The sequence below is a fragment of the Mesorhizobium sp. M2A.F.Ca.ET.043.05.1.1 genome (genome assembly GCF_003952445.1).
Classification (GTDB): domain Bacteria; phylum Pseudomonadota; class Alphaproteobacteria; order Rhizobiales; family Rhizobiaceae; genus Mesorhizobium.
Window position 1 is genome coordinate 2,992,362 of the sequence record NZ_CP034446.1, and the last position, 24,331, is coordinate 3,016,692.

23 protein-coding genes are annotated in these 24,331 nt (G+C 64.0%); 15 read left to right on the top strand and 8 right to left on the bottom strand.

Annotation, left to right across the window (positions count from 1 at the left end):
• Nucleotides 1-133 precede the first annotated feature (133 nt).
• Both EJ069_RS14940 and EJ069_RS14945 read left to right on the top strand, forming a co-directional pair.
• Nucleotides 134-781: a TetR/AcrR family transcriptional regulator gene (locus EJ069_RS14940; protein WP_126061937.1), complete on the top strand. Its 648-nt coding sequence runs from the start codon at nt 134-136 to the stop codon at nt 779-781.
• A 49-nt stretch (nt 782-830) separates the two neighbouring features.
• Nucleotides 831-1,994, top strand: a complete 1,164-nt coding sequence (locus EJ069_RS14945; protein WP_126061938.1) for an isovaleryl-CoA dehydrogenase — start codon at nt 831-833, stop codon at nt 1,992-1,994.
• Here EJ069_RS14945 and EJ069_RS14950 read toward each other — a convergent pair.
• Nucleotides 1,991-2,359 (bottom strand): type II toxin-antitoxin system HicB family antitoxin, encoded by a 369-nt coding sequence (locus EJ069_RS14950; RefSeq protein WP_126061939.1) that lies wholly within the window; start codon nt 2,357-2,359, stop codon nt 1,991-1,993. The two genes, EJ069_RS14945 and EJ069_RS14950, sit on opposite strands and share 4 nt — an antisense overlap.
• Nucleotides 2,356-2,799, bottom strand: coding sequence for a type II toxin-antitoxin system HicA family toxin (locus tag EJ069_RS33905; protein WP_348639369.1), 444 nt, complete (start codon nt 2,797-2,799; stop codon nt 2,356-2,358). Before EJ069_RS33905 ends, EJ069_RS14950 begins: the two co-directional genes overlap by 4 nt.
• On the opposite strand from EJ069_RS33905, the gene EJ069_RS14960 reads away from it, so the two are divergent.
• From EJ069_RS14960 to EJ069_RS14975, 3 genes are all read left to right on the top strand, one after another.
• Nucleotides 2,714-4,321 carry a carboxyl transferase domain-containing protein gene (locus EJ069_RS14960; RefSeq protein ID WP_126061941.1) on the top strand — a complete coding sequence of 536 codons (1,608 nt, stop codon included), beginning with the start codon at nt 2,714-2,716 and terminating at the stop codon, nt 4,319-4,321. The genes EJ069_RS33905 and EJ069_RS14960 overlap by 86 nt on opposite strands.
• Nucleotides 4,322-4,323: 2 nt before the next feature.
• Nucleotides 4,324-4,860 carry an O-acetyl-ADP-ribose deacetylase gene (locus EJ069_RS14965; RefSeq protein WP_126061942.1) on the top strand — a complete coding sequence of 179 codons (537 nt, stop codon included), beginning with the start codon at nt 4,324-4,326 and terminating at the stop codon, nt 4,858-4,860.
• Between the two features lie 310 nt (nt 4,861-5,170).
• Entirely contained in the window at nt 5,171-7,132 is a 1,962-nt protein-coding gene (locus EJ069_RS14975) for an acetyl/propionyl/methylcrotonyl-CoA carboxylase subunit alpha (protein WP_126061943.1), read from the top strand.
• A 52-nt stretch (nt 7,133-7,184) separates the two neighbouring features.
• On the opposite strand, the gene EJ069_RS14980 is transcribed toward EJ069_RS14975, so the two are convergent.
• On the bottom strand, nt 7,185-8,306 hold the full coding sequence (locus tag EJ069_RS14980; protein WP_126061944.1) for an ABC transporter substrate-binding protein: 1,122 nt from the start codon (nt 8,304-8,306) through the stop codon (nt 7,185-7,187).
• 441 nt (nt 8,307-8,747) lie between these two features.
• Nucleotides 8,748-9,014, bottom strand: coding sequence for a sel1 repeat family protein (locus EJ069_RS14985; protein WP_042639605.1), 267 nt, complete (start codon nt 9,012-9,014; stop codon nt 8,748-8,750).
• A 438-nt stretch (nt 9,015-9,452) separates the two neighbouring features.
• Between EJ069_RS14985 and EJ069_RS14990 the strand changes: the two genes are divergently transcribed.
• The 5 genes from EJ069_RS14990 to EJ069_RS15005 all read left to right on the top strand — a co-directional run bounded on the left by EJ069_RS14990 (nt 9,453) and on the right by EJ069_RS15005 (nt 13,262).
• Nucleotides 9,453-9,794, top strand: coding sequence for a DUF2147 domain-containing protein (locus tag EJ069_RS14990; RefSeq protein WP_126064738.1), 342 nt, complete (start codon nt 9,453-9,455; stop codon nt 9,792-9,794).
• A 196-nt stretch (nt 9,795-9,990) separates the two neighbouring features.
• The gene (locus tag EJ069_RS33765; RefSeq protein ID WP_281060070.1) at nt 9,991-10,125 is read left to right on the top strand and encodes a hypothetical protein; all 135 of its coding nucleotides are present in this window, start codon (nt 9,991-9,993) and stop codon (nt 10,123-10,125) included.
• Between the two features lie 66 nt (nt 10,126-10,191).
• The gene (locus EJ069_RS14995; RefSeq protein WP_126061945.1) at nt 10,192-10,395 is read left to right on the top strand and encodes a hypothetical protein; all 204 of its coding nucleotides are present in this window, start codon (nt 10,192-10,194) and stop codon (nt 10,393-10,395) included.
• A gap of 272 nt (nt 10,396-10,667) precedes the next feature.
• A complete protein-coding gene (locus tag EJ069_RS15000; protein WP_245456670.1) occupies nt 10,668-12,128 on the top strand; it encodes an AMP nucleosidase in 1,461 nt (486 codons plus the stop codon).
• Nucleotides 12,129-12,251: 123 nt separating this feature from the next.
• Nucleotides 12,252-13,262 (top strand): endonuclease/exonuclease/phosphatase family protein, encoded by a 1,011-nt coding sequence (locus EJ069_RS15005; RefSeq protein ID WP_126064739.1) that lies wholly within the window; start codon nt 12,252-12,254, stop codon nt 13,260-13,262.
• Between the two features lie 30 nt (nt 13,263-13,292).
• Here the strand turns inward: EJ069_RS15005 and EJ069_RS15010 are convergent, their stop codons facing one another.
• Nucleotides 13,293-13,895 (bottom strand): DUF922 domain-containing protein, encoded by a 603-nt coding sequence (locus tag EJ069_RS15010; RefSeq protein ID WP_126061947.1) that lies wholly within the window; start codon nt 13,893-13,895, stop codon nt 13,293-13,295.
• Nucleotides 13,896-14,074: 179 nt separating this feature from the next.
• Nucleotides 14,075-15,778 (bottom strand): electron transfer flavoprotein-ubiquinone oxidoreductase, encoded by a 1,704-nt coding sequence (locus EJ069_RS15015; protein WP_281060071.1) that lies wholly within the window; start codon nt 15,776-15,778, stop codon nt 14,075-14,077.
• A 225-nt stretch (nt 15,779-16,003) separates the two neighbouring features.
• Here EJ069_RS15015 and EJ069_RS15020 point away from each other — a divergent pair, with 225 nt between their 5' ends.
• The 4 genes from EJ069_RS15020 to EJ069_RS15035 all read left to right on the top strand — a co-directional run bounded on the left by EJ069_RS15020 (nt 16,004) and on the right by EJ069_RS15035 (nt 19,997).
• Complete coding sequence (locus tag EJ069_RS15020) at nt 16,004-16,642, top strand: hypothetical protein (protein ID WP_126061949.1); 639 nt, start codon at nt 16,004-16,006, stop codon at nt 16,640-16,642.
• Between the two features lie 188 nt (nt 16,643-16,830).
• Complete coding sequence (locus tag EJ069_RS15025; RefSeq protein WP_126061950.1) at nt 16,831-17,823, top strand: uracil-DNA glycosylase; 993 nt, start codon at nt 16,831-16,833, stop codon at nt 17,821-17,823.
• A gap of 27 nt (nt 17,824-17,850) precedes the next feature.
• The gene (locus EJ069_RS15030) at nt 17,851-18,831 is read left to right on the top strand and encodes an IS5 family transposase (protein WP_189341472.1); all 981 of its coding nucleotides are present in this window, start codon (nt 17,851-17,853) and stop codon (nt 18,829-18,831) included.
• A gap of 347 nt (nt 18,832-19,178) precedes the next feature.
• Nucleotides 19,179-19,997, top strand: a complete 819-nt coding sequence (locus tag EJ069_RS15035) for a helix-turn-helix transcriptional regulator (RefSeq protein WP_126061951.1) — start codon at nt 19,179-19,181, stop codon at nt 19,995-19,997.
• Here EJ069_RS15035 and EJ069_RS15040 read toward each other — a convergent pair.
• Entirely contained in the window at nt 19,994-20,452 is a 459-nt protein-coding gene (locus tag EJ069_RS15040; RefSeq protein WP_126061952.1) for a hypothetical protein, read from the bottom strand. The two genes, EJ069_RS15035 and EJ069_RS15040, sit on opposite strands and share 4 nt — an antisense overlap.
• A 61-nt stretch (nt 20,453-20,513) precedes the next feature.
• The gene (locus tag EJ069_RS15045; RefSeq protein ID WP_126061953.1) at nt 20,514-21,461 is read right to left on the bottom strand and encodes a DMT family transporter; all 948 of its coding nucleotides are present in this window, start codon (nt 21,459-21,461) and stop codon (nt 20,514-20,516) included.
• A 204-nt stretch (nt 21,462-21,665) separates the two neighbouring features.
• Here EJ069_RS15045 and pepN point away from each other — a divergent pair, with 204 nt between their 5' ends.
• Nucleotides 21,666-24,311, top strand: a complete 2,646-nt coding sequence (gene pepN, locus EJ069_RS15050) for an aminopeptidase N (RefSeq protein WP_126061954.1) — start codon at nt 21,666-21,668, stop codon at nt 24,309-24,311.
• Nucleotides 24,312-24,331 lie beyond the last annotated feature (20 nt).

Consider the following 24,331-nt stretch of genomic DNA (forward strand, 5'->3'; position numbering starts at 1 on the left):
GCCGCAAAGGGCGTTGGCGCTTCACGCGAGACGACCCCCTCTGTCGCCTTTGGCGACATCTCCCCCTCAAGGGGGAAGATTTGGCGCTTGAATTAATTGAACGTTCGTTTTATTAGTGCTGTTGGAGGCAAATATGGCCCGCACCGCAGGCTCAGACGGGGAAAAGACCGAGGCGGCCGTCCGCGAGGCGGCGGTCAGCCTGATCGCGCGGCTGGGCTATGAGGCGATGTCGATGCGGCAGCTGGCGGCTGAGGTCGGCGTGCAGGCGGCAGCGCTCTACCGTTACTTCCCCACCAAGGAAGATCTGCTTTTCACCTTGATGCGAGAGCATATGGAGGGTCTGCTCAAGGCCTGGGACGCGGCGCGGCCGTTAAGTGCCGATCCGGTCATCCGGCTTGCCGCCTATGTCGAAAACCACATCGCCTTCCACATCGAGCGGCGCCACGCCACCCATGTCTCCAACATGGAGTTGCGCAGCCTGTCGCATGAAAGACTGACGCAGATCCTCAAGATGCGCACAGCCTATGAGAAGGAACTGCGCACGATCCTGCGCGAGGGCGTGGAAGCCGGCGCTTTCGAGATCGACGATACAGGCCTGACCGCCATGGCGCTGATCCAGATGATGACCGGCGTGATCGTCTGGTTCCGTCCGGGCGAACGGCTGTCGCTCGCCGAAGTCACGGCATCATATCTTTCGATGACAATGCGCCTGGTCGGCGCGACAATCAGCCATGGCACCGCGCGTCCTTCCGGGCGAGCCGGGAACGCCGTGGCACTCTGATACGGGCATGATCCCCGCGAAGACCGGGGCGTGCGCAGGGAGGAACGGCATGTACACGAACACGCTCAGCTTCGGACTTGATCCCGACATCGAGGCGTTGCGCGACACTGTACGGCGCTTCGCTCAGGACAGGATCGCGCCGATCGCGGCGGAGATCGACCGCTCCAACGAGTTTCCCGCGCATCTCTGGGGCGAGCTCGGCGCGCTCGGCCTGCTCGGCATCACCGCCGATCCTGATTTCGGCGGAACCGGCATGAACTATCTCGCGCATGTCGTGGCCATGGAGGAGATTTCGCGCGCATCGGCTTCTGTCGGCCTCTCCTACGGCGCGCATTCCAACCTTTGCGTCAACCAGATCAATCGCTGGGCCACGCCGGCGCAGAAGGAGAAATACCTGCCTGCCCTCTGCTCGGGCGAAACCGTCGGCGCGCTGGCGATGTCGGAACCGGGCGCTGGCTCCGACGTGGTGTCGCTCAGGCTGCGCGCCGAAAAGCGCAATGACCGCTATGTGCTCAACGGCTCGAAAATGTGGATCACCAACGGCCCCGACGCCGGAACGATGGTGGTCTACGCCAAGACCGATCCGGAGCGCCATTCGCGCGGCATCACCGCTTTCATCGTCGAAAAGACTTTTGCCGGCTTTTCGGTGGCGCAGAAGCTCGACAAGCTCGGCATGCGCGGCTCCAACACCGGCGAGCTCGTCTTCGAAAATGTCGAGGTGCCGTTCGAGAATGTGCTGCATGAGGAAGGGCGCGGCGTCGAGGTGCTGATGTCGGGGCTCGACTATGAGCGGGCAGTGCTTTCCGGAGGCCCCATCGGGCTGATGGCGGCCTGCCTCGACGTCGCCGTACCTTACGTGCATGAGCGCAAGCAGTTCGGCCAGCCGATCGGCACGTTCCAACTGGTGCAGGGCAAGCTCGCCGACATGTACACGACGATGAATGCCGCGCGGGCTTACGTCTATGCGGTGGCGGCCGCCTGCGATCGCGGCGAGACCACGCGCAAGGACGCCGCCGGCTGCGTGCTCTTCGCGGCCGAGAAGGCGACGCAGATGGCACTCGACGCGATCCAGCTGCTCGGCGGCAACGGCTATATCAACGATTACCCGACGGGACGGCTGCTGCGCGATGCCAAGCTCTACGAGATCGGCGCCGGCACCAGCGAGATCCGCCGCTGGCTGATCGGCCGCGAGATCATGGCGGAGGGGGTTTAGTGAGTGCGGGTTTTGACCTTGGTCGACCCTTCGTCGACGCGCTTGCGCGCCGCTTCTGCGAGAGCGTCCGACACCCATTGATTTATCGATTTTCCGTCACTGGCAGCGGCCCGGCTGACAAGACGATGAACCTCGGGCGTGGTGCGCAGAGCGAGTTTGCCCGAAAAAGGCTTTTCCGGTTCCTTGTTCTCTTCAGCGCAAAATTCCAGATAGTCGTCAACGCATTCATGAAAGGCCTTCAGCAACTCTTCCGCCGAATCGGCTTCGTATGTGAAGATGTCGCGAATACCTATGATACGACCGTGAAATACAACGTCGTTTTCATCGAACTCGATCGTTCCCAGATATCCCTTGTAGGGCTTCATAGCTCAACACCCGAATCTATTAGGAAAGTCCTGATCTCGCGGACCACGTATGCTTTCGTGTCTGGCGATGGATGCGGTCGATGCACTCGAAGCGTTATCCCGTTCAACGTGAAGCGCACCCGCGATCCACGCCCTTCCGACACTCGCGCTCCGAGCGCCACCAACAACGTCTCGACATCGCGCCATTTGATCGAGGCGCTGACCGGGTTCGCAAATATCTTGTCCAGTGTCTGCCGGTGCGCCGCTTTCATGGCTTTCGCCCTCCCCAATCGAATACCTTTGTGGTCAGTTCCTCTGGGGTTAGGGCGAGAGCCCGAAGTGATACTAAAATATGATATCATTTGAGGGTCGTCAATGCCCGCCTTGACCTCGCAGATCTCCCCCTCCTCCGACATTTTCCGCGCCAATGCCGAGCGCATGCGGGAACTGGTCGCCGACATCGCCGAGAAGGCGGCAGGCGTCGAGCGCGGCGGCTCCGACGAGGCGCGCGAACGCCATGTCTCACGCGGCAAGTTGTTGCCGCGCGAGCGGCTGGCACAGCTGCTCGACACCGGCTCGCCCTTCCTCGAGGTCGGCCAGTTCGCGGCCTGGTCGATGTATGGCGAGGACATTCCGTCGGCCGGCATCATCACCGGCATCGGCCGCGTCGAGGGCCGGGAAGTGATGGTCGTCGTCAACGACGCGACGGTGAAGGGCGGCACCTATTATCCGCTGACGGTGAAGAAGCATTTGCGCGCGCAGGAGATCGCGCTGCAGAACAACCTCCCTTGCGTCTATCTGGTCGACAGCGGCGGCGCCAATCTGCCGAACCAGGATGAAGTCTTCCCCGACCGCGAGCATTTCGGCCGCATCTTCTACAACCAGGCCAACATGTCGGCGGCGGGCATCCCGCAGATCGCCTGCGTGATGGGCTCTTGCACGGCGGGTGGCGCCTACGTGCCGGCGATGTCGGACGAGACGATCATGGTGCGCAACCAGGCGACCATCTTCCTTGGCGGCCCGCCGCTGGTGAAGGCGGCGACGGGGGAGGATGTCAGCGCCGAGGAGCTCGGCGGCGCGGACGTCCATACCAGGCTTTCCGGTGTCGCCGACCACTACGCCATGGACGACGAACACGCCTTGGCCATTTGCCGGCGCATCATCAAGAACCTGAATCGCAACAAGGCCGTAAGCCTGAATTTGCAGAAGCCGATTCAACCGCTTTACGATCCGCAGGAACTCTACGGCATCGTGCCGACGGATCTGCGCCAGCCCTATGACGTGCGCGAGGTGATCGCGCGCCTTGTCGACGGTTCGGAGTTCGACGAGTTCAAGCAGAATTACGGCACGACCTTGGTCACCGGCTTCGCGCATCTGCACGGCATGCCGGTCGGCATCCTCGGCAACAACGGCGTGCTGTTTTCCGAAAGCGCGCTCAAGGGCGCGCATTTCATCGAGCTCTGCTGCCAGCGCGGCATTCCGCTGGTCTTCCTGCAGAACATCACCGGCTTCATGGTGGGGCGAAAATACGAGGCCGGCGGCATCGCCAAGGACGGCGCCAAGCTGGTCATGGCCGTCGCCACCGCCAAAGTGCCGAAGCTCACCGTCATCATCGGCGGCTCGTTCGGCGCCGGCAATTACGGCATGTGCGGCCGCGCCTATTCGCCCCGCTTCCTATGGATGTGGCCCAACGCGCGCATCTCGGTGATGGGCGGCGAGCAGGCAGCCACCGTGCTTGCCATGGTCAAACGCGAAGGCATCGAGCGCAAGGGTGGTGAATGGAGCGCCGAGGAGGAAGCCAAATTCAGGAAGCCGATCCTGATGAAATACGAGCATGAGGGCCACCCGCTCTATTCCTCGGCGAGGCTCTGGGACGACGGCATCATCGATCCGGCCAGAACCCGCGACGTGCTGGCGCTCAGCCTCTCCGCGGCGCTGAATGCCGGCATCGAGGACACGAAGTTCGGCGTGTTCAGGATGTGACGATGGGTGCTCTCGGCGACAGGATCCGCATCCACACCGGCGACATCACCCGACTCGTGGTGGATGCCATCGTGAACGCAGCGAATTCCTCATTGCTCGGCGGTGGCGGCGTCGACGGCGCCATCCACCGCGCGGCCGGGCCGGAGCTGGTTGCCGAGTGCCGGACGCTCAACGGCTGCAAGACCGGCGACGCCAAGCTGACCAGGGGCTACCGCCTGCCGGCGCGTTTCATCATCCATACGGTCGGTCCGGTCTGGCAGGGCGGCGGCGAGGGCGAGGCGAGCCTGCTTGCCTCGTGCTATCGGCGCTCGCTCGAAATCGCACTCGGCCATGATTGCCGGACGGTGGCGTTTCCGGCGATCTCGACCGGTATTTACCGCTCTCCGAAGGAGGAAGCGACTGGGATTGCCGTCGACACAGTCAGTAACTTTCTGCGGCAGAATGCAGTGCCGGATGCAGTTACCTTCTGCTGTTTCGATGAGCAGACGGCGGAGATCTACCGGCGGGCCGCCGCTGCCGTTGGAAGGAGCGGACCTTGATGACCAAAACTGCCCAAGAGGCGACCTCGGCAGAGCACTCCCTTGGCGAGGGAGAGGTCTATGATTTCGGACGAATGCTTGTCCCGAAGCGCTGGCGGGACAGCGCCCCCCTCTGCCCTGCCGGGCATCTCCCGCAGAAGGGGGGAGATCAGCAGCTTTGCGGACGGCTCCTTTCCTGCAACGTCGATAGTTGGCGAAGGCGGCGGCGACATCCAATCTCCCCCCAAGTGGGGGAGATGTCCGGCAGGACAGAGGGGGGCGCGAAGGAACGCCGACCTCGCTCAAAGCATACTCTGGCTGCGGAGGTTCCATGTTCGGCAAGATCCTGATCGCCAATCGCGGCGAGATCGCCTGCCGCGTCATTCGCACGGCCCGCAAGCTCGGCGTGCGCAGCGTGGCCGTCTATTCCGACGCCGACGCCCGCGCCTTGCATGTCGAGATGGCCGACGAGGCGGTGCATATAGGCCCCTCGCCTGTCGGCGAAAGCTATCTGCGCGGCGACAAGATAGTTGCCGCGGCGCTCGCCACCGGCGCCGAGGCGATCCATCCCGGCTACGGCTTCCTGTCGGAAAATCCGGACTTCGTCGACCAGGTGACGGCGGCAGGCCTCGTCTTCATCGGGCCGAGCGCCGCCTCGATCCGTGCCATGGGGCTGAAGGACGCCGCCAAGCGGCTGATGGAGGCGGCCGGCGTGCCTGTCGTGCCCGGCTATCATGGCGAAGCGCAAGAGATCGTGCTGCTCGCCTCCAAGGCGCGCGAGATCGGCTACCCCGTCCTGATCAAGGCGCGCGCCGGCGGCGGCGGCAAGGGCATGCGCCGCGTCGACCATCCCGACGATTTCTCCGAAGCGCTGTCGGGCGCGCGGCGCGAAGCGAAAGCGGCCTTTGGCGATGACCGGGTGCTGGTCGAAAAATATGTCGACAAGCCGCGCCATATCGAAGTGCAGGTATTCGGCGACAATTTCGGCAATGCCGTGCATCTTTTCGAACGCGACTGCTCGGCGCAGCGCCGCCACCAGAAGGTGATCGAGGAAGCCCCCGCCCCCGGCATGACGCCTGCGCTGCGCAAGGCGATGACGGAGGCCGCCGTGAAGGCCACCAAGGCGATCAATTATTCGGGCGCCGGCACCATCGAGTTCATCGTCGATGCCTCCCAGGGGCTCAAAGCCGACCGCTTCTGGTTCATGGAGATGAACACTCGGCTGCAGGTCGAGCACCCGGTGACCGAAATGGTCACCGGCATCGACCTCGTCGAATGGCAGTTGCGCGTCGCATCCGGCGAAAGGCTGCCGAAGACGCAAGGCGAGATCGCGCTTTCCGGCCACGCCTTCGAGGCGCGCCTCTACGCCGAGGACGCTGCGAAAGGCTTCCTGCCGGCGACCGGCACGCTGCATTATCTGAAATTCCCCGATGCGCCGCCGGAGGGTGCTGCGATGCGCATCGAGACCGGCGTGCGCGCCGGCGACGCGATCTCGCCCTTCTATGACCCGATGATCGCCAAGCTGGTGGTGCACGGCAAGGACAGGAACGCCGCGCTCGGCGCGCTGCGCAAGACGCTGGCGCGGACGGAAGTGGCGGGCTCCACCGTCAACACCGCCTTCCTGGCGGCGCTCGCGGCCGCCGCCGATTTCGCGGCGGGCGATGTCGATACCGGGCTGATCGGCAGGCATCAGGAGGCGCTCACCGCGATCCCCGCGCCGAGTGACGAGACGATCGCCGCCGCGGCGCTGGCCGCGACCGACGCCGGCGCGCCAGGTGCGGCCGCAGATCCGTGGTCGACACTTTCAGGCTATGCGCATTTCCACACGCTCGCGCGCCGCATCCGCCTGCGCCATGGCGAGGAGAACATCCTGGCCAGAGTTTCGGCACGGCCGGACGGCCGTTTCCAGGTGGCGCTGGAAGCGCCGCATGATGCCGCGAACACGCATGATCTGAGGACCATGCCGCACGCCGCCCGCTGGCCCGGCCATGTCACCGTCTTCGAGGGCGCCGTCGGCTACACCTTCGCGGTTCCCGATCCGCTCGCCAAGGCCGACGAGGCGGGAGCCGCCTCAGGCAGCCTGCGCGCGCCGATGCCGGGGCTGGTCAAGCTGGTGCGCGCAGCAGTGGGCGATGCCGTGATCAAGGGCCAGCCGCTTCTGATCCTCGAGGCGATGAAGATGGAGCACATGATCGCCGCCCCGCATGACGGGGTGATCGCCGAGATCGCGGCCGAGGGCGCGCAGGTCAGCGACGGCACTGTGCTGGTGCGGTTCACGGAGGACCAGCGATAAAACGAAAGTGGCCGGGACGAGCCCCGGCCACCTTCACACAAACAGAACCGACTTACTGCTGGATCGGCGCGTATTTGCCGTCGTGCCACTGGTTGATGTCGTAGCTGGCGTTCTTGAGGTCGCCCTTCTCGTCGAAGATGACGTCGCCGACGACGGTGCTGATGGGCTTGCCGTCCTTGAGCGCCTCGGCGACCTTGGCCGGGTCATCGCTGCCGGCGCGCTTGACGCCTTCGGCGACGGCCTGGATCACGGCATAAGAGAACAGCGTGAAGCCTTCGGGCGTGAAGCCGCCGGCCTTTATCTTGGCGACAGCGTCCTTCGCCTGGGGCTTGGCCTGCGGGTCCGACGGGAAGACGAACAGCGTGCCCTCACCGGCTGGACCGGCGACCTGCCAGAATTCCGGCGAGGCGATCGAGTCCGGCATGATCAGCTGGAACTTGACGTTCTGCTCCGCCGCCTGGCGCAGGATCAACCCAGCCTCGGGGTGGTAGCCGCCGAAATAGACGACGTCGGCCTTGAGTTCCTTCAGCTTGGTGACGAGGGCCGAGTAATCCTTCTCGCCGGCGTTGATGCCTTCGTAATCGACTTCCTTGAGGCCGCCCGCATTCATCGTCGCCTTGACGGCGTCGGCAACGCCCTGGCCATAGGCGCTCTTGTCGTGCAGGACGACGACATTCTTGCCGGCATATTTCTTGGCGATCCACGGGCCGATGAAGGCGCCCTGCGCGTCGTCGCGCGTGTAGAGGCGCATGATCGTCGGCCAGCCGGACTTGGCGGCCGCGTCGGTCAGCACCGGGTTCGACGAGGCCGGGCTCATCATCAGCGTGCCGGCTTCGGCATAGACGGCGGAGGCCGGAATGCTCGAGCCCGAGCAGGCATGGCCGTCGACGAACTTGACGCCGTTGGCGACGATGCGGTTGGCAACCGACACCGCCTGCTTCGGATCGCACTGGTCGTCCTCGATGTCGAGCTTGATCTGCGAGCCGTTGACGCCGCCGGCGGCGTTGATGGCGTCGGCGGCAGCCTGCGCACCCTGCTTGAACTGGTCACCGATGGTGGCGAGCTGGCCGGTCATCGGGCCGACCACCGAAATGGTGATGTCGTCGGCAAAGGCAACAGGGGCGCTCATCATCAGGCCAAATGCGGCCGCGCTCAAAATACCCAATCTTTTCATGGTTATAAGAACTCCTCCACTTGTGCGCGGCGGCATGGCCGCGCTTCTTTCACAGAGCCGGGACAATTTCACCCTTCGCCGAGACTGTCGAGAGGACAATGAGACCCGTTTTGGTTCATTCCGGCGAGGATTTCTTGGGCCACGCGCCCGCGTGATCACCTGGCGTAATGCAAAAAGCCGCGCCGACCTTGTTTCGGTCGGTCGCGGCTTTTGCAGTCGAGCTCCCCAGACGCCCCGCGCCTGAAACCCGTTCGCTTCCCTGTTTCTAGTGGACCATGATCTTATCCGAAAACCGCACTCCACTTTTCACTGCGTGGACCTTCGGTTCGGGATCATGGTCGGCGCGGCTTTGCCCTGTTGGCCTGCCGCGTTCTTGGTCTTGTGGGCCGGCCGTCTTTTCGCGGCCTTGTCCAAATCAACCTCTCAGCGCTGCGCGCAGGATCAGTGCATCGTCATCCATTCGCGGGCTTCGCGCAGCGCCATGGCGATCTCCACCTTCGACATGGTGGCAGACAGTTCCGAGCGCAGCTCGGCGGCGCGGACCGAACCCTTGATCGCGGCGATGTTGAACCATTTGTGGGCGGCGACGACATCGGTCTCGCAATCGCGGCCGGTCGCATACATCATGCCCAGTTCGAAAAGAATGTCGGCCTGGGCAGTTGCCCCCATGGCGCCGAAGCCGTCTTCAAGCATTTCAAAGCGTGCCATTTCAATCCCCTGTCTGGCTCCCGAGAGCTGCCTCCTTCTGTCCCTTGATTTCCCTCGGGGCGGGCCGCTCTTTCGATGCTTTCGAGGATGAAGCCTGGCCTTGAATCCGTCGTTAAATGGCTTGCTTAATTTGCGGAAAACAAAGCTAAAACAAGAGGTAAACGCGGGAAACCGTTAAGCATGGGAATCCAGCGTTTGCGGGGTTTTGCGTCAAATTCGATGAAAATTGGCGGGAGCGGAATCAAGACTTCGCTAACCACGGGAACCGAAGCGTTTTTCCAGTGCCGTTCATTTTCGGCCATGCGCGAGGCGAAAAACGCTACAACCTTCCGTAGCGGCATCGCTTTTGTTTTGGCGGGAGCTGGACTAGCTTTACCTTTGCGTAAGGGACTGGAAGGTGGGCCGGAGTCCCCGCATGCCCATTGGGAGGAGCACAAGATGTTTCGAAAGACGAGCCTGGCCCTGGCGGCCACCTTGATCATGGCGGGCGCCGCGTGGGCCGACCCGATCGAAGGCAATTGGAAGACGCAGGCCGGCTCAACGGCGGCAATCGCCGGCAGCGATGCGTTCTCCATCACACTGAAATCAGGCAAGTACTCCGGCAAGACGATCGGCTCCTTCAAGGCGGCCGGCGACAACAAATACACCGGCACCATCACCGACCCGGAAACCGACAAGACCTATTCCGGCAAGGCGACGCTGTCGGGCACATCGCTCAAGATGAGCGGCTGCGTGCTCGGCGGCCTGATCTGCAAGAGCCAGACCTGGCACAAGCTGTAACTGACCTTCCGAGATCATCCGAAACGGGGCCCCGAGCGGCCCCGTTTTCGTTTGCGGCGGCGGCGCTCCGCCGAACGGTCTTGTCGCCGGCGGCGGCTTGAGACCTCGTCAATCATTTTGAACCGCAGATGAATACCGGTCTCAGAACCGGTTCAGAGGCATTGCGGCATTCTCTCCCGCATTGAAGGAGAGAGAAATGCTTGCCCGTCGCTTCACCGTCGTCTGCCTGCTGATGAGCCTGTTCGGCATGCTCTTCGCCATCCTGGTGGCCGAAGGCGGCCACTCTGCCCGCTTGTGGGAACGGCCCGTGGCTGGGTTCTCGGCTCCGTGAACCAAGTGACGCGCTGAAACGACAAAGTTGAAAATCGACCACGTTGAAAATCGGGACACCACCAAAATGAACCGCATCGCCGCCACCACAACGAAGATCCTGAGGCTGCTGCCGCGGGCGACGCTCATCCTGATGCTGCTCGCCGCCCCGGTGCTGGCTGTGCCGATTATGCGCGCCGACACCGGCCACAGGATCGAGGCGCCGGCGAACAAGAACAGGAGCGTCGGCTTTGTGCTGCTGGTCAGCCTGCAGCGCGGGCAAGCTTTATAGAGTGTCGAACGGCGCGACTGGCTCGTAGCCAGCGCGCCTTAAAGCGCGTCGCGCTGAACCGGGTTCAGGCGAGGCGCTTTAAGTCTTTGTTTTGCTGCATGTCGTTGTCCCAGAACCGCGCACACTTCTGGGCGACATGCATTAAACACATCCGAAGAAAATCGACGCTATCGGCTCTCGCGGTCCCACATCCCCCTCCCAAGCGCCATCCTGAATCTCTATATTGAGACATGGAAAAGCGAATCTACCCCCAAGCCATCGAATCGGTCGTCATGCCGGAGCCTTTCGGCGCGCAGAGCTTCCATGACGCCAAAAAGGCCGTCGCGGCGCTGCAGGCGCTCTACGACCGCAACACCAAATTCCTGCGCGATTCCTTCGCCGCTCTTGCCGCCGGCGCCGACGAGAGCAAGCGCTACCGGGCCTTCTATCCGCAGATCGGCGTCACCACGACTTCGTTCAGCCAGGTCGACTCGCGCCAGGCCTATGGGCATATGCCGACGCCCGGGCATTTCGCCACCACCATCACCCAGCCGCAGCTGTTCGAGAACTACCTCATCGAGCAGCTTCGCCTCATCATGCGCAACCACGGCGTGACGGTGACGGTGTCGGAATCGACGACGCCCATTCCGCTGCATTTCGCCTTCCTGGAAGGCAGCTATGTCGACGGCGCGGCCGCCGAGCGCATCAAGCGGCCGATCCGCGACCTGTTCGACGTGCCGGATCTCGACGGCACCGACGACCAGATCGCCAACGGCACCTTCGAGGTGGCGTTCGGCGAGCCGAGGCCGCTCGCGCCGTTCACCGCGCAACGTATCGACTATTCGCTGCACCGCATGACGCATTACACGGCGACCAGCCCGCAGCACTTCCAGAACTTCGTGCTGTTCACCAACTACCAGTTCTACATCGACGAGTTCGTGGCGCGGGCCCGCGAATTGATGGAGAGTGGTGGAGGCGGCTACAGTGAATTTGTCGAGCCGGGCAATGTCGTGACCAAGGCGGGAACCGGCGCGCCAAGCGAAGGCACGCCGCCGCAGCGCCTGCCGCAAATGCCGGCCTATCACCTGAAGAAGCCCGGCCATGGCGGCATCACCATGGTCAATATCGGCGTCGGCCCCTCCAACGCGAAGACGATCACCGACCATATCGCGGTGCTTCGGCCACATGCCTGGGTCATGCTCGGCCATTGCGCGGGCCTGCGCAACACGCAGGCGCTTGGCGACTATGTGCTGGCGCATGCCTATGTGCGCGAGGACCACGTACTGGACGACGATTTGCCGGTCTGGGTCCCGATCCCGCCGCTGGCCGAGATCCAGGTGGCGCTGCAGGAAGCCGTGGCCGAAGTCACTGGACTTTCCGGCTACGACCTCAAGCGCATCATGCGCACCGGCACCGTCGCCACCATCGACAACCGCAACTGGGAACTGCGCGACCAGCGCGGACCGGTGCAGCGCCTGTCGCAGTCCCGCGCCATCGCGCTCGACATGGAATCGGCGACGATCGCCGCCAACGGCTTCCGCTTCCGCGTGCCCTACGGCACGCTGCTATGCGTTTCCGACAAGCCGCTGCATGGCGAGCTGAAGCTGCCCGGCATGGCGACCGAGTTCTACAAGCGTCAGGTGGCCCAGCATCTCACCATCGGCATCAAGGCGATGGAGAAGCTTGCCGAAATGCCGATGGAGCGGCTGCATTCGCGCAAGCTCAGAAGTTTCTCGGAGACGGCGTTCCAGTAGGCGCATGCCAGCCAGCTGTCGGCGGGGCAATCCGTCGTCTTGCTTGAGCCGCAATTTGGCCGATAAGCGATCAGAACGGATTGCCGGGGCAATAAGATGACTACGGGCGGTGCGCGCTTGAGCATGATGGCTCAGCTGACATTCCTGGCGATGACGGCATTTTCGGCCGCGCTGCTGGCCGGGTTCTTCGGCGCGCTGCATCCGGCCTTCGATTCCTTCTCGCATTTCCGCATGCATCTGAGCGTGCTGACGGCGCTGCTCGCGCTGCCGCTGCTTGCCGGTTCCTACCGGCTGCAGGCGGTCGCGGCGCTGGTCTTCGCCATTGTCTGCCTCGCCACGACCACGAGCGCGCTGCCTAGGTTGTCGACGCAGCAGGCGGTCGCGAAGCCGGCCGACCGGATCGTCTACAGCCTGCTGCAGATGAACCTGCGCTTCAACAATCCGACGCCGAAGAAGGTGCTGTCGCTGATCGGCCGGACCAATCCGGACGTCATCACGCTCGACGAAGTGTCCGGCATGTGGGCGAAGGAGCTCGGCTATATTGCCGGCGCCTATCCCTATCGCATCCTGTGCGACTACCCCAATGGCATATTCGGCGTGGCTCTCTTGTCACGCCGTCCGTTCGCCGCCGGCACCGCGCCGCGTTGCGAGCCGCGCGGGGCGATGGCGACCGCAACGATCGACTTCAACGGCGTTCCGGTCGACGTCGCCGCGATCCATCTCAGCTGGCCATGGCCGATGGAGCAGTCCTGGCAGATCGGCGAGCTGGCGGAACCGCTGGCAGCGCTCGGCGAAACCGCCATCATGGCCGGCGACTGCAATGCCGTGCCGTGGAGCGCGGCGGTGCGGCGGGTGGCGCGGCTCAGCGGCATGACGCTGATGCCCTCGGCCGGCCCGACCTGGATCCACCGCACCCTGCCCGACGTCCTGCGCCGCTATGCCGGCCTGCCGATCGACCAGGTGTTCAGCAAGGGCGGAGTGAGGATCCTGTCGTCGGCCCGGCTGGAGGATACAGGCTCAGACCATCTGCCGGTTCTGGTCGAATTCACGCTGCCGCCCGCAAGCAATGCGCCCGAGGACCAGCACAAGTCGGCGCTGGCGGCAAACGACGCGCCGGACAGACCGCGGGGCTGACGCTTCGTTTCTTAAGCGAACAGGCTGAGTTCAGTTCTTCCCCACAAGCGCATTGACCAGCCGGTCGACATGGCCGCCGTCGCGGTGCTCGCGCGCGTCAAAGGCGTTCTGTCTCGCTTCATATTGCGCGTAGACGGCGTCGATCCGGCGCCTGGCCTCGCGATGGGTGGCGGTGCAGAACCAATTGTCGGCCAGCTTCAGGCCGGCAATGGACTTATCGGTGGCCCGCATCATGGCCTCGGCGATGCGGCCGTGGTGACGCTCGTGGGCGTGGACGCCGGCGAGGAAGCGCTGCCAGCGCCGCTCGAGCTCGGGTTTCGGCAGCGAAGCCAGGCGCGGAAAAGTGTAGGTGAGCTCCATCGTTCCGTCGGCGCCCCGCAACCTGCAGACCCCGTCGGTGCGGTCCACATCGAGCTTCCAGTTCACCACATAGCCGGTATCGGCGATGGCGCGGGTCATGAAGCCGTGCTTGGGACCTTTGCGGTTCATCGCTTCAACCAGGGCGGCGCCCGTCGCGCCGGCGATGTCATAGTTGCGCGTCGTGACCAGCACCTTGGTGCCGGCCAGGGCCTGCGGGGCGCCGCCGCACAGGCCGCCGAGCATGACGAGGCATGTCAGAACCGCCAGGCGCATTGCCCTTGCTCCCTATCCGCAGAAAAGGAACTATAAGCCGCTTGCAATTTCAAGCGTAAGGAACCCGCCGACTGGACCGCAAACGGTTGCCGGTCGATGAAGCGGCTCACATGCCCTGGTAGACCGGGCCTTCGCCGGCTTTGTTGGAGCGGCGGTCGAGACGGCCCGGTCGGAGCGGCTCACATGCCCTGGTAGACCGGGCCTTCGCCGCCTTGCGGGGGCACCCAGTTGATGTTCTGGTTCGGGTCCTTGATGTCGCAGGTCTTGCAGTGCACGCAGTTCTGCGCGTTGATGACGAAGCGCACGTCCTTGGCCGACGGATCGGCGGCGGCGTTGCCGTCCTTGTCCACCCATTCATAGACGCCGGCCGGGCAGTAGCGGGTCGAGGGACCGGCGAAGACGTCGTGCTCGGAACGCTGCTGCAGCGCCATGTCGCCGACGATCAGGTGCACCGGCTCGTTTTCCTCATGGTTGGTGTTCGATAGGAACACCGAGGAGAGCCGGTCGAAGGTCAAGACGCCGTCCGGCTTCGGATAGGCGATCTTCTGATGCTTGGAGGCCGGCTCGAGCGTCGCATAGTCGGCCTTGCCGTGTTTTAGCGTGCCGAAGGGCGAGAAGCCGAACAGCGTGTTCAGCCACATATCGAGGCCGCCCATGCCGACGCCGACGATGGTGCCGAAGCGCGACCAGAGCGGCTTGACGTTGCGCACCTTCTTCAGATCCTTGCCGATGTCGCTGCCGCGCCAGGCCTCCTCATAGGACGCAAGCTCGTCATTGGCGCGGCCGCCGGCGATGGCGTCGGCGACATGCTCGGCCGCCAGCATGCCGGACAGCACCGCATTGTGCGAACCCTTGATGCGCGGCACGTTGACGAAACCAGCCGCACAACCCATCAGCACGCCGCCCGGGAAGGACAGCTTCGGCACGGACTGCCAGCCGCCCTCGGTGATGGCGCGCGCGCCATAGCCGATGCGCTTGGCGCCTTCGAAGGTGCCGGCGATCGCCGGATGCGTCTTGAAGCGCTGGAACTCCTCGAAGGGCGAGAGATAGGGGTTCTTGTAGTTCAGGTGGACGACGAAGCCGACCGCCACCTGGTTGTCCTCGAGATGGTAGAGGAAGGAACCGCCGCCGGTCTTCATGTCGAGCGGCCAGCCGAAGGAATGCTGCACCAGACCCGGTTTGTGGTTCTCGGGCTTGACCTGCCAAAGCTCCTTGAGGCCGATGCCGAACTTGCTTGGATCGCGGCCGTCGGCAAGCTGGTACTTCGCGATCAATTGCTTGGCCAAGGACCCCCGCGCGCCCTCGCCGATCAGCACATATTTGCCCATCAGCGCCATGCCCGGCGCGTAAGCCGGGCCATGCGTGCCATCCTTCTCGATGCCCATGTCGCCAGTGATGACGCCGGTGACGGCGCCGGCCTCGTTAAAGACGAGGCTGGCCGCGGCGAAGCCCGGATAGATCTCCACGCCCAGCGCCTCGGCCTTGGTCGCCAGCCAGCGGCAGACATTGCCGAGCGAGACGATGTAATTGCCGTGATTGTTCATCAGCGGCGGCATCAGGAAATTGGGCAGACGGAAGGAGCCGGCCGGGCCGAGCACCAGGAAATGGTCCGCCGTTACCGGCGTCTTGAAGGGATGATCGCCTTCCTCGCGCCAGCCGGGCAGCAGCCGGTCGATGCCGATCGGATCGACGACCGCGCCGGACAGGATGTGCGCGCCGACCTCGCCGCCCTTCTCCAGCACGACGACGGAGAGTTCCGGGTTGAGCTGCTTCAGGCGGATCGCCGCGGCAAGGCCGGCGGGACCGGCGCCGACGATCACCACGTCGAATTCCATGCTTTCGCGTTCGATATCGCTCATCGACCCCTCTATAGCTTGCCGCATTCTCGCATTGTGCTGGCTCACGCGCTGCATAGCGCATCAATTCGCGACGCGAAACCGGCGCTGACGTGACAACGCCGATTTCGACAAAAAGTCGCGGTTTCCTACGAAAAGGCAGCAGCACAGGCCATGGCCAAGCATAGGCCAGACCTGGCATGTTGGCAGGCCAGGCGGCGCCTGCATGTTTTTAATTGTTCGGCGGCTTGGTTATCGGCAATACTTCGCGCCATGCGCAGTCCAGAGCCCTCCGGCTTTCCATCGAAGCGCTTACTCTTCACGCCAGGCCTGGCCTGGCGGGCGGTTCTTCCGCTCCTCTTTTTGAGCCTGCCAGCTGAAGGCGATCCGGTGAAGGTCTGGACCACCGGCGCCTATTCCTTCTCCGACGAGCTGGGCGGCTTTCGTATTACCGGCGTGTCCGGCATCGGCACCAAGGAAGATCCGCTGGTCATTAAGGAGGAACTGAATACGGCGACGCCGGTGACCCTGACCATCCGCGCGACCAAGCCGATCGAGCCCTTCGGCAAGGCCGGCGAGGTCGCCAACGGCGTGATGTATATGCGCATCGACGTGCTCAACAACAGCGCGCTCCCCTGGGTGGAGTTCCAGTTCGAGCTGCAGGAAATCCTCGACCAGCCGAGCGTGTTCGGCGATGGCCTGTCCTTCGACCAGCGCAACAAGACGCCCGACAACATCATCTCCAGCAATTTCGCCGATTTCGAGCGTAAGTTCGAACCCTATGACCAGCTGCTGTTCAAAAACGGCAAGGTCGATCCGCTGAAGTCAGCAACTTTCGATTTCCTGATCACCGACTACACGCCGCGCTGGACGTTCTACATCGTGCAGGATCCTAGGATTCCGACCGGATAATCTCCCCCCTCGAGGGGGAGATGTCGCCAAAGGCGACAGAGGGGGTCGCCGCGCGTGAAGCGCCGGCGTCCAATGCGTCGAGCCCAGTCGAACCGACCCCCTCTGGCCTGCCGGCCATCTCCCCCTCAAGTGGGGAGATTGCAGTCGCCGAGGTTGCAAATTCGAACCGCGCGGACAATGGTGGCGCCATGACTGCCGCCTCCCCCAGAACACCAGCCGAGATCGCCGAACTGCTCGCCTTCTATGCCAGCGCCGGCGTCGACGACGCGCTCGAAGACACGCCGATCAACCGGTTCGCCGAAGCGGCGGCAGCGCCAGTTGGACGCGGGCCGGCCGAACGCAGGCCTGCCGAGCGCGCGCCGACCGCGCCACGCCGCGAAGCCGTGCCCGAGAGCCGAACGGTACCCGAGCAGGCTCCCGAACGCGTTGAGAACCCGCCAGCGCCTTTCTCCGGCCTCGATGCCAGCAATATTCCGGACGCGCCAGCCCGGCCGCCCGCAGCCGCGGCCGTTCCCGACGAGGGGCAGGTCCTGCTCGCGCGGCAGCTTGCCGCCCGCGCGACGACGCTCGATGAACTGCGCCAGTACATGGCCGGCTTCGACGGCTGCAATCTCAAATTCACCGCCAAGAACCTGGTCTTCGCCGACGGCAATCCGAACGCCGACCTGATGCTGGTCGGCGAGGCGCCGGGCCGCGACGAGGATTTGGAGGGCCTGCCCTTCGTCGGCCGATCCGGCCGGCTGCTCGACCGCATGCTGGCCGCGATTGGCCTTGACCGTGGTTCCGCCTATATCGCCAACGTCATTCCCTGGCGGCCGCCGGGCAATCGTACGCCGACGCCGCATGAGACCGAAATCTGCAGGCCCTTCATCGAAAGGCAGATCGAGCTGGTCAATCCGAAAGTGCTGGTCAATCTCGGCGGGCCATCGGCCAAGACGCTGCTCAACACGGCCGAAGGCATCCTGCGCCTGCGCGGCAACTGGCGGGTGCACACGACCGCATCGGGCATAGCCATTCCGGCGATGCCGACGCTGCACCCGGCCTACCTCTTGCGGACGCCGGCTCACAAGAAGCTGGCCTGGCGGGATTTTCTCGAGGTTAAGGCGAAGTTGCGGGCGCTGGCGGCTTCCCCTTCTCCCATTGTGAGGGCTTTGCACGGAACTGAGTTGGTGATTCCGTAGGTCCGGCATGAAGGGGAGATGATTCGGATGGTCGATCGCGTGCTTGGACAACTGAGCCTTGCGGATGGGCTGGTGTGGTCGGACGTGACGGAGCTTGACCAGATCGCGCGAGTGATCGACTGGGTGCCGATCAAGGCGCTTCTTGGTCAGCGCAGCGGACCAGGACGGGGCAACATTAGCTATCCGGCCGAGGCCTTGCTGCGCTGTCTGCTGCTTGGCGTGTGGAACAATCTCAGCGATCCTTCGCTGGAGGCACAACTGCGCGACCGGCTGTCGTTCCGCCGCTTTGCCGGTTTCAGCCTGTCGGACCCCACGCCGGACCATTCGACGTTGTGGCGTTTCCGCGAGGAGCTGAAGTGCGATGGGCTGATCGACCGGGTGTTTTATGAGATCACGCGGCAGCTTGAGCAGAAGGGGCTGATCGTCAAGCGCGGCACGTTGATCGATGCCTCCTTCATGCAGGCCGCCGCGCGCCCGCCGGCGAAGCCGAAGAAGGGTGAGGAGGCGACGGCGCGGCCATCGGCCGATGGCGAGGCACGTTGGGGACGCAAGGGCAACAAGACCGTGTTCGGCTATAAGGTGCACAACGGCGTCGACGATGCTCATACGCTGATCCGGCGCATGGACTTTACGGATGCATCGGTCACCGATACCGAGCCGGCCGACGGCCTGATCATCGGGGACGAGAAGGCGGCCTATGGCGACCAAGCCTACTACACCCATGCCCGCCATGCCCGGCTGAAGCAGGCCGGCATCAAGGACCGGCTGATGCACAGAGCCAACAAGCACCATCCGCTGACACCGCGTCAGAAGCAGCGCAACCGGCTCATCTCGAAGGTGCGGGCGGCAGTGGAGCGGCCGTTTGCAGTGTTCAAACAGCGCTACGGCATGCGGCGACTGCGCTTCTTCAACCTTGCGACCAACCGGACGCAGTGCATGCTTGCCGGCTGCGGCTACAATCTGCAAAGAGCGGCCGCAGTCCTCTTCCCAAAGAGGAAGCCGGCATGAGGCGCAGTCCGCCCAAAATCCACTGCCAAGGCGGCCTGAGGCCTCAAGAGCGAGGCAAAACAACCCGCCAAAGCGGCCAGAGCGCCTTTCAAAAAACGCCCATCTGCCTCGTGCGCTAAATATCGGCTCCCATGCAAAACCCTCCTTGTGGGAGAAGGTGGATCGGCGCGCCAGCGCCGAGACGGATGAGGGGTGTTCCAGGGAATGCCAGCGTCTCACTCCGCTGGAACACCCCTCATCCGTCGCGGCGCTTCGCGCCGATCCACCTTCTCCCACAAGGGGAGAAGGGGGAGCTATAACCTCCCAGGTAATTGAATTGCGCCGCCCGCCGCCCTACTCATCCGTCCATGACCACATCCGACATCTCCGCAGGCAGCCTCATCCGCGAGTGGCGCACCCGACGGCGCATGAGCCAGCTCGATCTCGCGATGGAAGCCGATATATCGCAGCGGCATCTCTCCTTCGTCGAGAGCGGCCGCGCCCAGCCGTCGCGCGAGATGGTGCTGCATCTGGCCGAGCAACTGTCGATCCCGCTGCGTCAACGCAACCAGCTGCTGCTCGCGGCGGGTTTCGCGCCGAGCTTCAGCGAGAGGCCACTCACCGACGCAACGCTGGCGCCGGCGATGGCCGCGGTCGAGACCGTGCTCAAGGGCCACGAGCCCTTTCCTGCGCTGGCGGTGGACCGGCACTGGAACCTGGTTTCGGCAAACACCGCGATCGCCCCGTTCCTCGCCGATATTTCCGAACAGTCGCTGCTTGCGCCGCCGGTCAATGTGCTGAGGCTCAGCCTCCATCCAGGCGGCGTGGCGCCGCGCATCGTTAATCTGGCGGAGTGGCGCGCGCATCTGCTCGAACGGCTGAAGCACCAGAACGACGCCACAGGCGATCCTGTGCTGATCGAGCTGGAGCGCGAGCTCCGCGCCTATCCGTCCGGCCTGAAGAGCAGCCGGCCGGCTCCGGTCGAGCCAAGCGGCATCGTGCATCCGCTCAGGCTCGCGCATGGCGATCAGGTGCTCTCCTTCATCAGCACCATCACCGTGTTCGGCACGCCGCTCGATGTCACCCTGTCGGAACTGGCGATCGAATCCTTCTTCCCGGCTGATGAGCAGACACGCGCGGTGCTGGTGCGGCTGGCGAAAGAGCGGGCCAAAGCGACGAGCAGCTAAGCTTCGGCCGATCCGGCATCCTGCGACTTGCAAATCTCGGCAACCCACAGGTCTGCCGGATAGGTCCGCAAAAGATGATGGGTATTCTCCTGATCGGTGTACCCAAGCAGCTTTCCCTGCAGCCATTCGAATTGCGGGCACCAACCCCTGTGGTGGAGGAAATCGATAAGCAGCCAATATGCTTCGACCCGCCATTCCTCGCCCTTGAGCGTGTAGAACCAGTAGTCGATGTCCACCGCAGTACCGCTTGGCAGGGAGATCGTTCTGGTCCTCACATGCTCTGAAAGAGTCCCGGCGGCGACGTGTGGCGCGAAGTCCTGATTGGCCAGTGCGTCGGATTTTTCAAAGCCATCCACTTTCTCGTGAGCAAACACAGCCATCGGTTTGGCTCGGGCAAGCATCATCTCCAGTTCGCGGTTGGTGTGAAGGACGTAAGGGCGCTCTTTGTCATTCATTTTCAATTCCCCATGGACTGAGAAACATCCGTGACCTTTGTCGAGATGCCGGCGATCTCGATCACCCCTGCGGCGGCGCGGCCGTCCTGGTGCGCGTGCGCTCCAGGCCGAGCTGCCGCTCGCGCCAGATGATGAAGATGCCGGCGGCGACCACGATGACGCCGCCGATCAGCGTGTTGAGCGAGGTCACGTCGCCGAAGACGAGATAGCCGACGACGACGCCTAGGATCATCGAGGTGTATTCGAACGGCGCCACGACCGAGGCCTCGGCGTGGCGGTAGGCCGCCGTCATCAGGATCTGGCCGAGGCCGCCACAGAAGCCGGCGAAAACAAGCAGCGCCGCCTGCAGCGGCGTCAGCGCCTGCCAGCCGAATGGCAGCGTGAGGAGCGACAGCACCGAAGCCGTCGAGGAGAACCATAGAACGATGGTCGCTGTCTTCTCCGTCTGGACGAGATTGCGCACCAGGAGCATGGCGACGGCCGAAATCGCGGCGGCGATCAGCGCGGCCATGACGCCAAGCACCTCCTGGTCGTCGAGACCCTGATCGGAATTGAGCAACGTCAGTTCGGGCCAGGAGATGACCAGCACGCCGGCAAGACCGACGACGACCGCGCTCCAGCGATAGACGCGGATCGTCTCGCCGAGAAAGATCGAGGAAAACACAACGACCAGCAGCGGCTGGGCATAGTTCAGCGTGATCGCCTCAGGCAGCGGCAGCCTGGTCAGCGCGAAGAAGCCGAGCCCCATGGCGCCGACGCCGACAAGGCCGCGCGCGATGTGGTTGAACGGCCGCCTGGTCGTGAAGGCGGTGGCGAGCTCGCCCTTGAAGGCCAGGAAGGCGATGATCGGGAAGATGGCGAAGAAGGAACGGAAGAAGACGATCTGCCCGGCAGGCACGTCGCCGGCCGCCTTGATGCAGGTCTGCATGCCGACGAAGACCGTCACCGAGACGATCTTCAGTGTGATGCCGCGCAGCGTGCTGTGGCCGACGGCATGATCGACGGTCATCTTGCCTCGTCAGGATGGTCGGAAAACGAAGCCGCCAAATAGCCTAAGAGCAATTCCAGGAAAAGTGCGTAGCCGGAAATTGCGAAAACACGTGATATCCTGCGGTTTTGTCGCGTGACGGTTTCGTGTAAAGAGCGCGCACCTCAAAATTCCTGGACCAGCCGAGCTGGCCCCCGCAAGACATCGACAGGAAAAGCCCAAGGAATGCGCACCGATACCGGCCATGTCTTCAAGCTCGAAGACTATCGCCCCAGCGACTATCTCATCCCGAGGACCAGCCTCGACTTCCGCCTGTCGCCGGACGCGACCCATGTCACCGCGCTGCTCACCATCGAGCGGCGGGAGGGCGTCGCGGCAACTGCGCCGCTGGTGCTCGACGGCGACGGGCTGACGCTGCTTGGCGTAGCCATCGACGGGCAGGCGCTCGCTGCCGGCGACTACGAGGCGACGCCGGACCGGCTGACGATCCTGAAGCTGCCGGCGACACAGCGTTTCGAGCTTCGTCTGGAGACCGAGATCGCGCCTTCACGCAACGAAGCGCTGATGGGCCTCTATCGCTCCAACAATGTCTATTGCACGCAATGCGAGGCCGAGGGCTTTCGCCGCATCACCTATTTCCTCGACCGGCCCGATATCCTGTCCGTCTACACGGTGCGCGTCGAAGCCCCGCATAACGAGGCTCCGCTGCTGCTTTCCAACGGCAATCCCGTCGAACGCGGCGCGCTCGCCAATGGGCGACATTATGCGGTCTGGCACGACCCCTTCCCCAAACCGTCCTACCTTTTCGCGCTTGTGGCTGGAGCGCTCGGCAAGGTGGCGGGCAGCTTCACCACGATGTCCGGCCGGGAGGTCGAGCTCGGCATCTACGTCGAGCCCGGCAAGGAGCGGCTTGCCGGCTATGCGATGGACGCGCTGAAGCGCTCGATGAAATGGGACGAGGACGCCTTCGGCCGCGAATACGACCTCGACGTCTTCAACATCGTCGCCGTGTCCGACTTCAACATGGGGGCGATGGAGAATAAGGGCCTCAACGTCTTCAACGACAAATATGTGCTGGCCGACGAGGAGACCGCGACGGATGCCGACTTCGCCAATATCGAGGCGATCATCGCGCATGAATATTTCCACAATTGGACAGGCAACAGAATCACTTGCCGCGACTGGTTCCAGCTCTGCCTGAAGGAAGGGCTGACGGTTTACCGCGACCACGAATTCTCGGCCGACCAGCGCTCGCGGGCGGTGAAGCGCATCGCCGAGGTGCGCACATTGCGCGCGCACCAATTCCCGGAAGACCAGGGGCCGCTAGCCCATCCGGTGAGGCCGCGCCGCTATCGCGAGATCAACAATTTCTACACGGCGACCGTCTACGAGAAGGGTTCGGAGGTGGTGCGCATGATCCGCACCATCCTCGGCGCCGAGCTCTTCCGCGCCGGCATGGACCTCTATTTCGAGCGGCATGACGGGCAGGCCGCGACGATCGAGGATTTTCTCAAAGTCTTTGAGGAGGTATCGGGACGGGATCTCGCGCAATTCGCGCTCTGGTACCATCAGGCCGGCACGCCAAACCTGACGGTGAGCTCCACGCACAATGCGACGGCCAGGGAGTTCACGCTGGAGATCGAGCAGTCGGTGCCGCCGACGCCGTCGGAGAGCCGCAAGCGGCTGATGCATATCCCCCTGGCCTTCGGACTTGTCGGCGCCGACGGCAAGCCTGTCGCCTGGGACGCCGTCGAGGGTGCGACAGTGGATGACGGCGTCATCCATATCCGCAAGCGCCGGCACACGGTGCGCTTTTCCGGCGTTTCGGAGCGGCCCTCGGTGTCGCTCAACCGCGGCTTCTCGGCGCCGATCACGCTGTCGGTGCAGCAGAAGGCCGATGACCAGTTCTTCCTGGCGGCGCATGACAGCGACCCCTTCTCGCGCTGGCAGGCATTCAACACGCTTTTGACCGACGCGCTGATCGCCGCCTTCCGCCAGATCCTCGGCGGCAAGGACCCGGCCTTCGCAGGACGGCTGGCTGAGCTTGCCGGCAGGATCGCCGGCGACGAGGCGCTGGAGCCGGCTTACCGGGCACTGGCGCTGGCGCTGCCCGGCGAATCCGACATTGCCCGCGACATCGGCAGGGGCATCAACCCCGACGCCATCTTCGCCGCGCGCGAGGCGCTGGCGCGCATCATCGCCGAGACAAATCGCGATGCCTTCTCTGCTCTCTATGACAGCCTCGCCGACAAGGGTCCGTTCAGCCCGGACGCGGCGAGCGCAGGACGCAGGGCGCTCCGCAACATCCTGCTCGATTATCTTTCGCTGCTGCCGGGCGGCGGCGCCCTCGCCGCGCGGCACTTCAATACCGCCACCAACATGACCGACCGTGCCGCGGCACTGGCCGTGCTGGCGCATCGTCATTCGGGCACAGCCGAGGCCGAACAGGCGCTGGCGGCCTTCGAGGCCCGCTATCGCGGCGACGCGCTGGTGCTCGACAAATGGTTCCAGATCCAGGCCGGCGTGCCCGGCGCACGGACCGTCGACAAGGTACGCGCGCTGATGCAGCACCCTGCCTTCTCGATCGCCAATCCGAACCGGGTGCGTTCGCTGATTGGCACCTTCTCCAGCGCCAACCAGACCGGCTTCCACCGCCCCGACGGCGAAGGCTATCGCCTGTTCGCCGAGACGGTGCTGGAGGTCGAGAAGCGCAACCCGCAAGTGGCGGCGCGGCTGGCGACGGCGCTGCGCTCCTGGCGCTCGCTGGAGCCCGGACGCCAGGCCAAGGCCAAGCAGGCGCTGCTCGATATGGCGAAGGTAGAGAACCTGTCGGCGGATCTGCGGGATATTGTAGAGCGGACGCTGGCGTAGCGCCGACTCCCCCTTCTCCC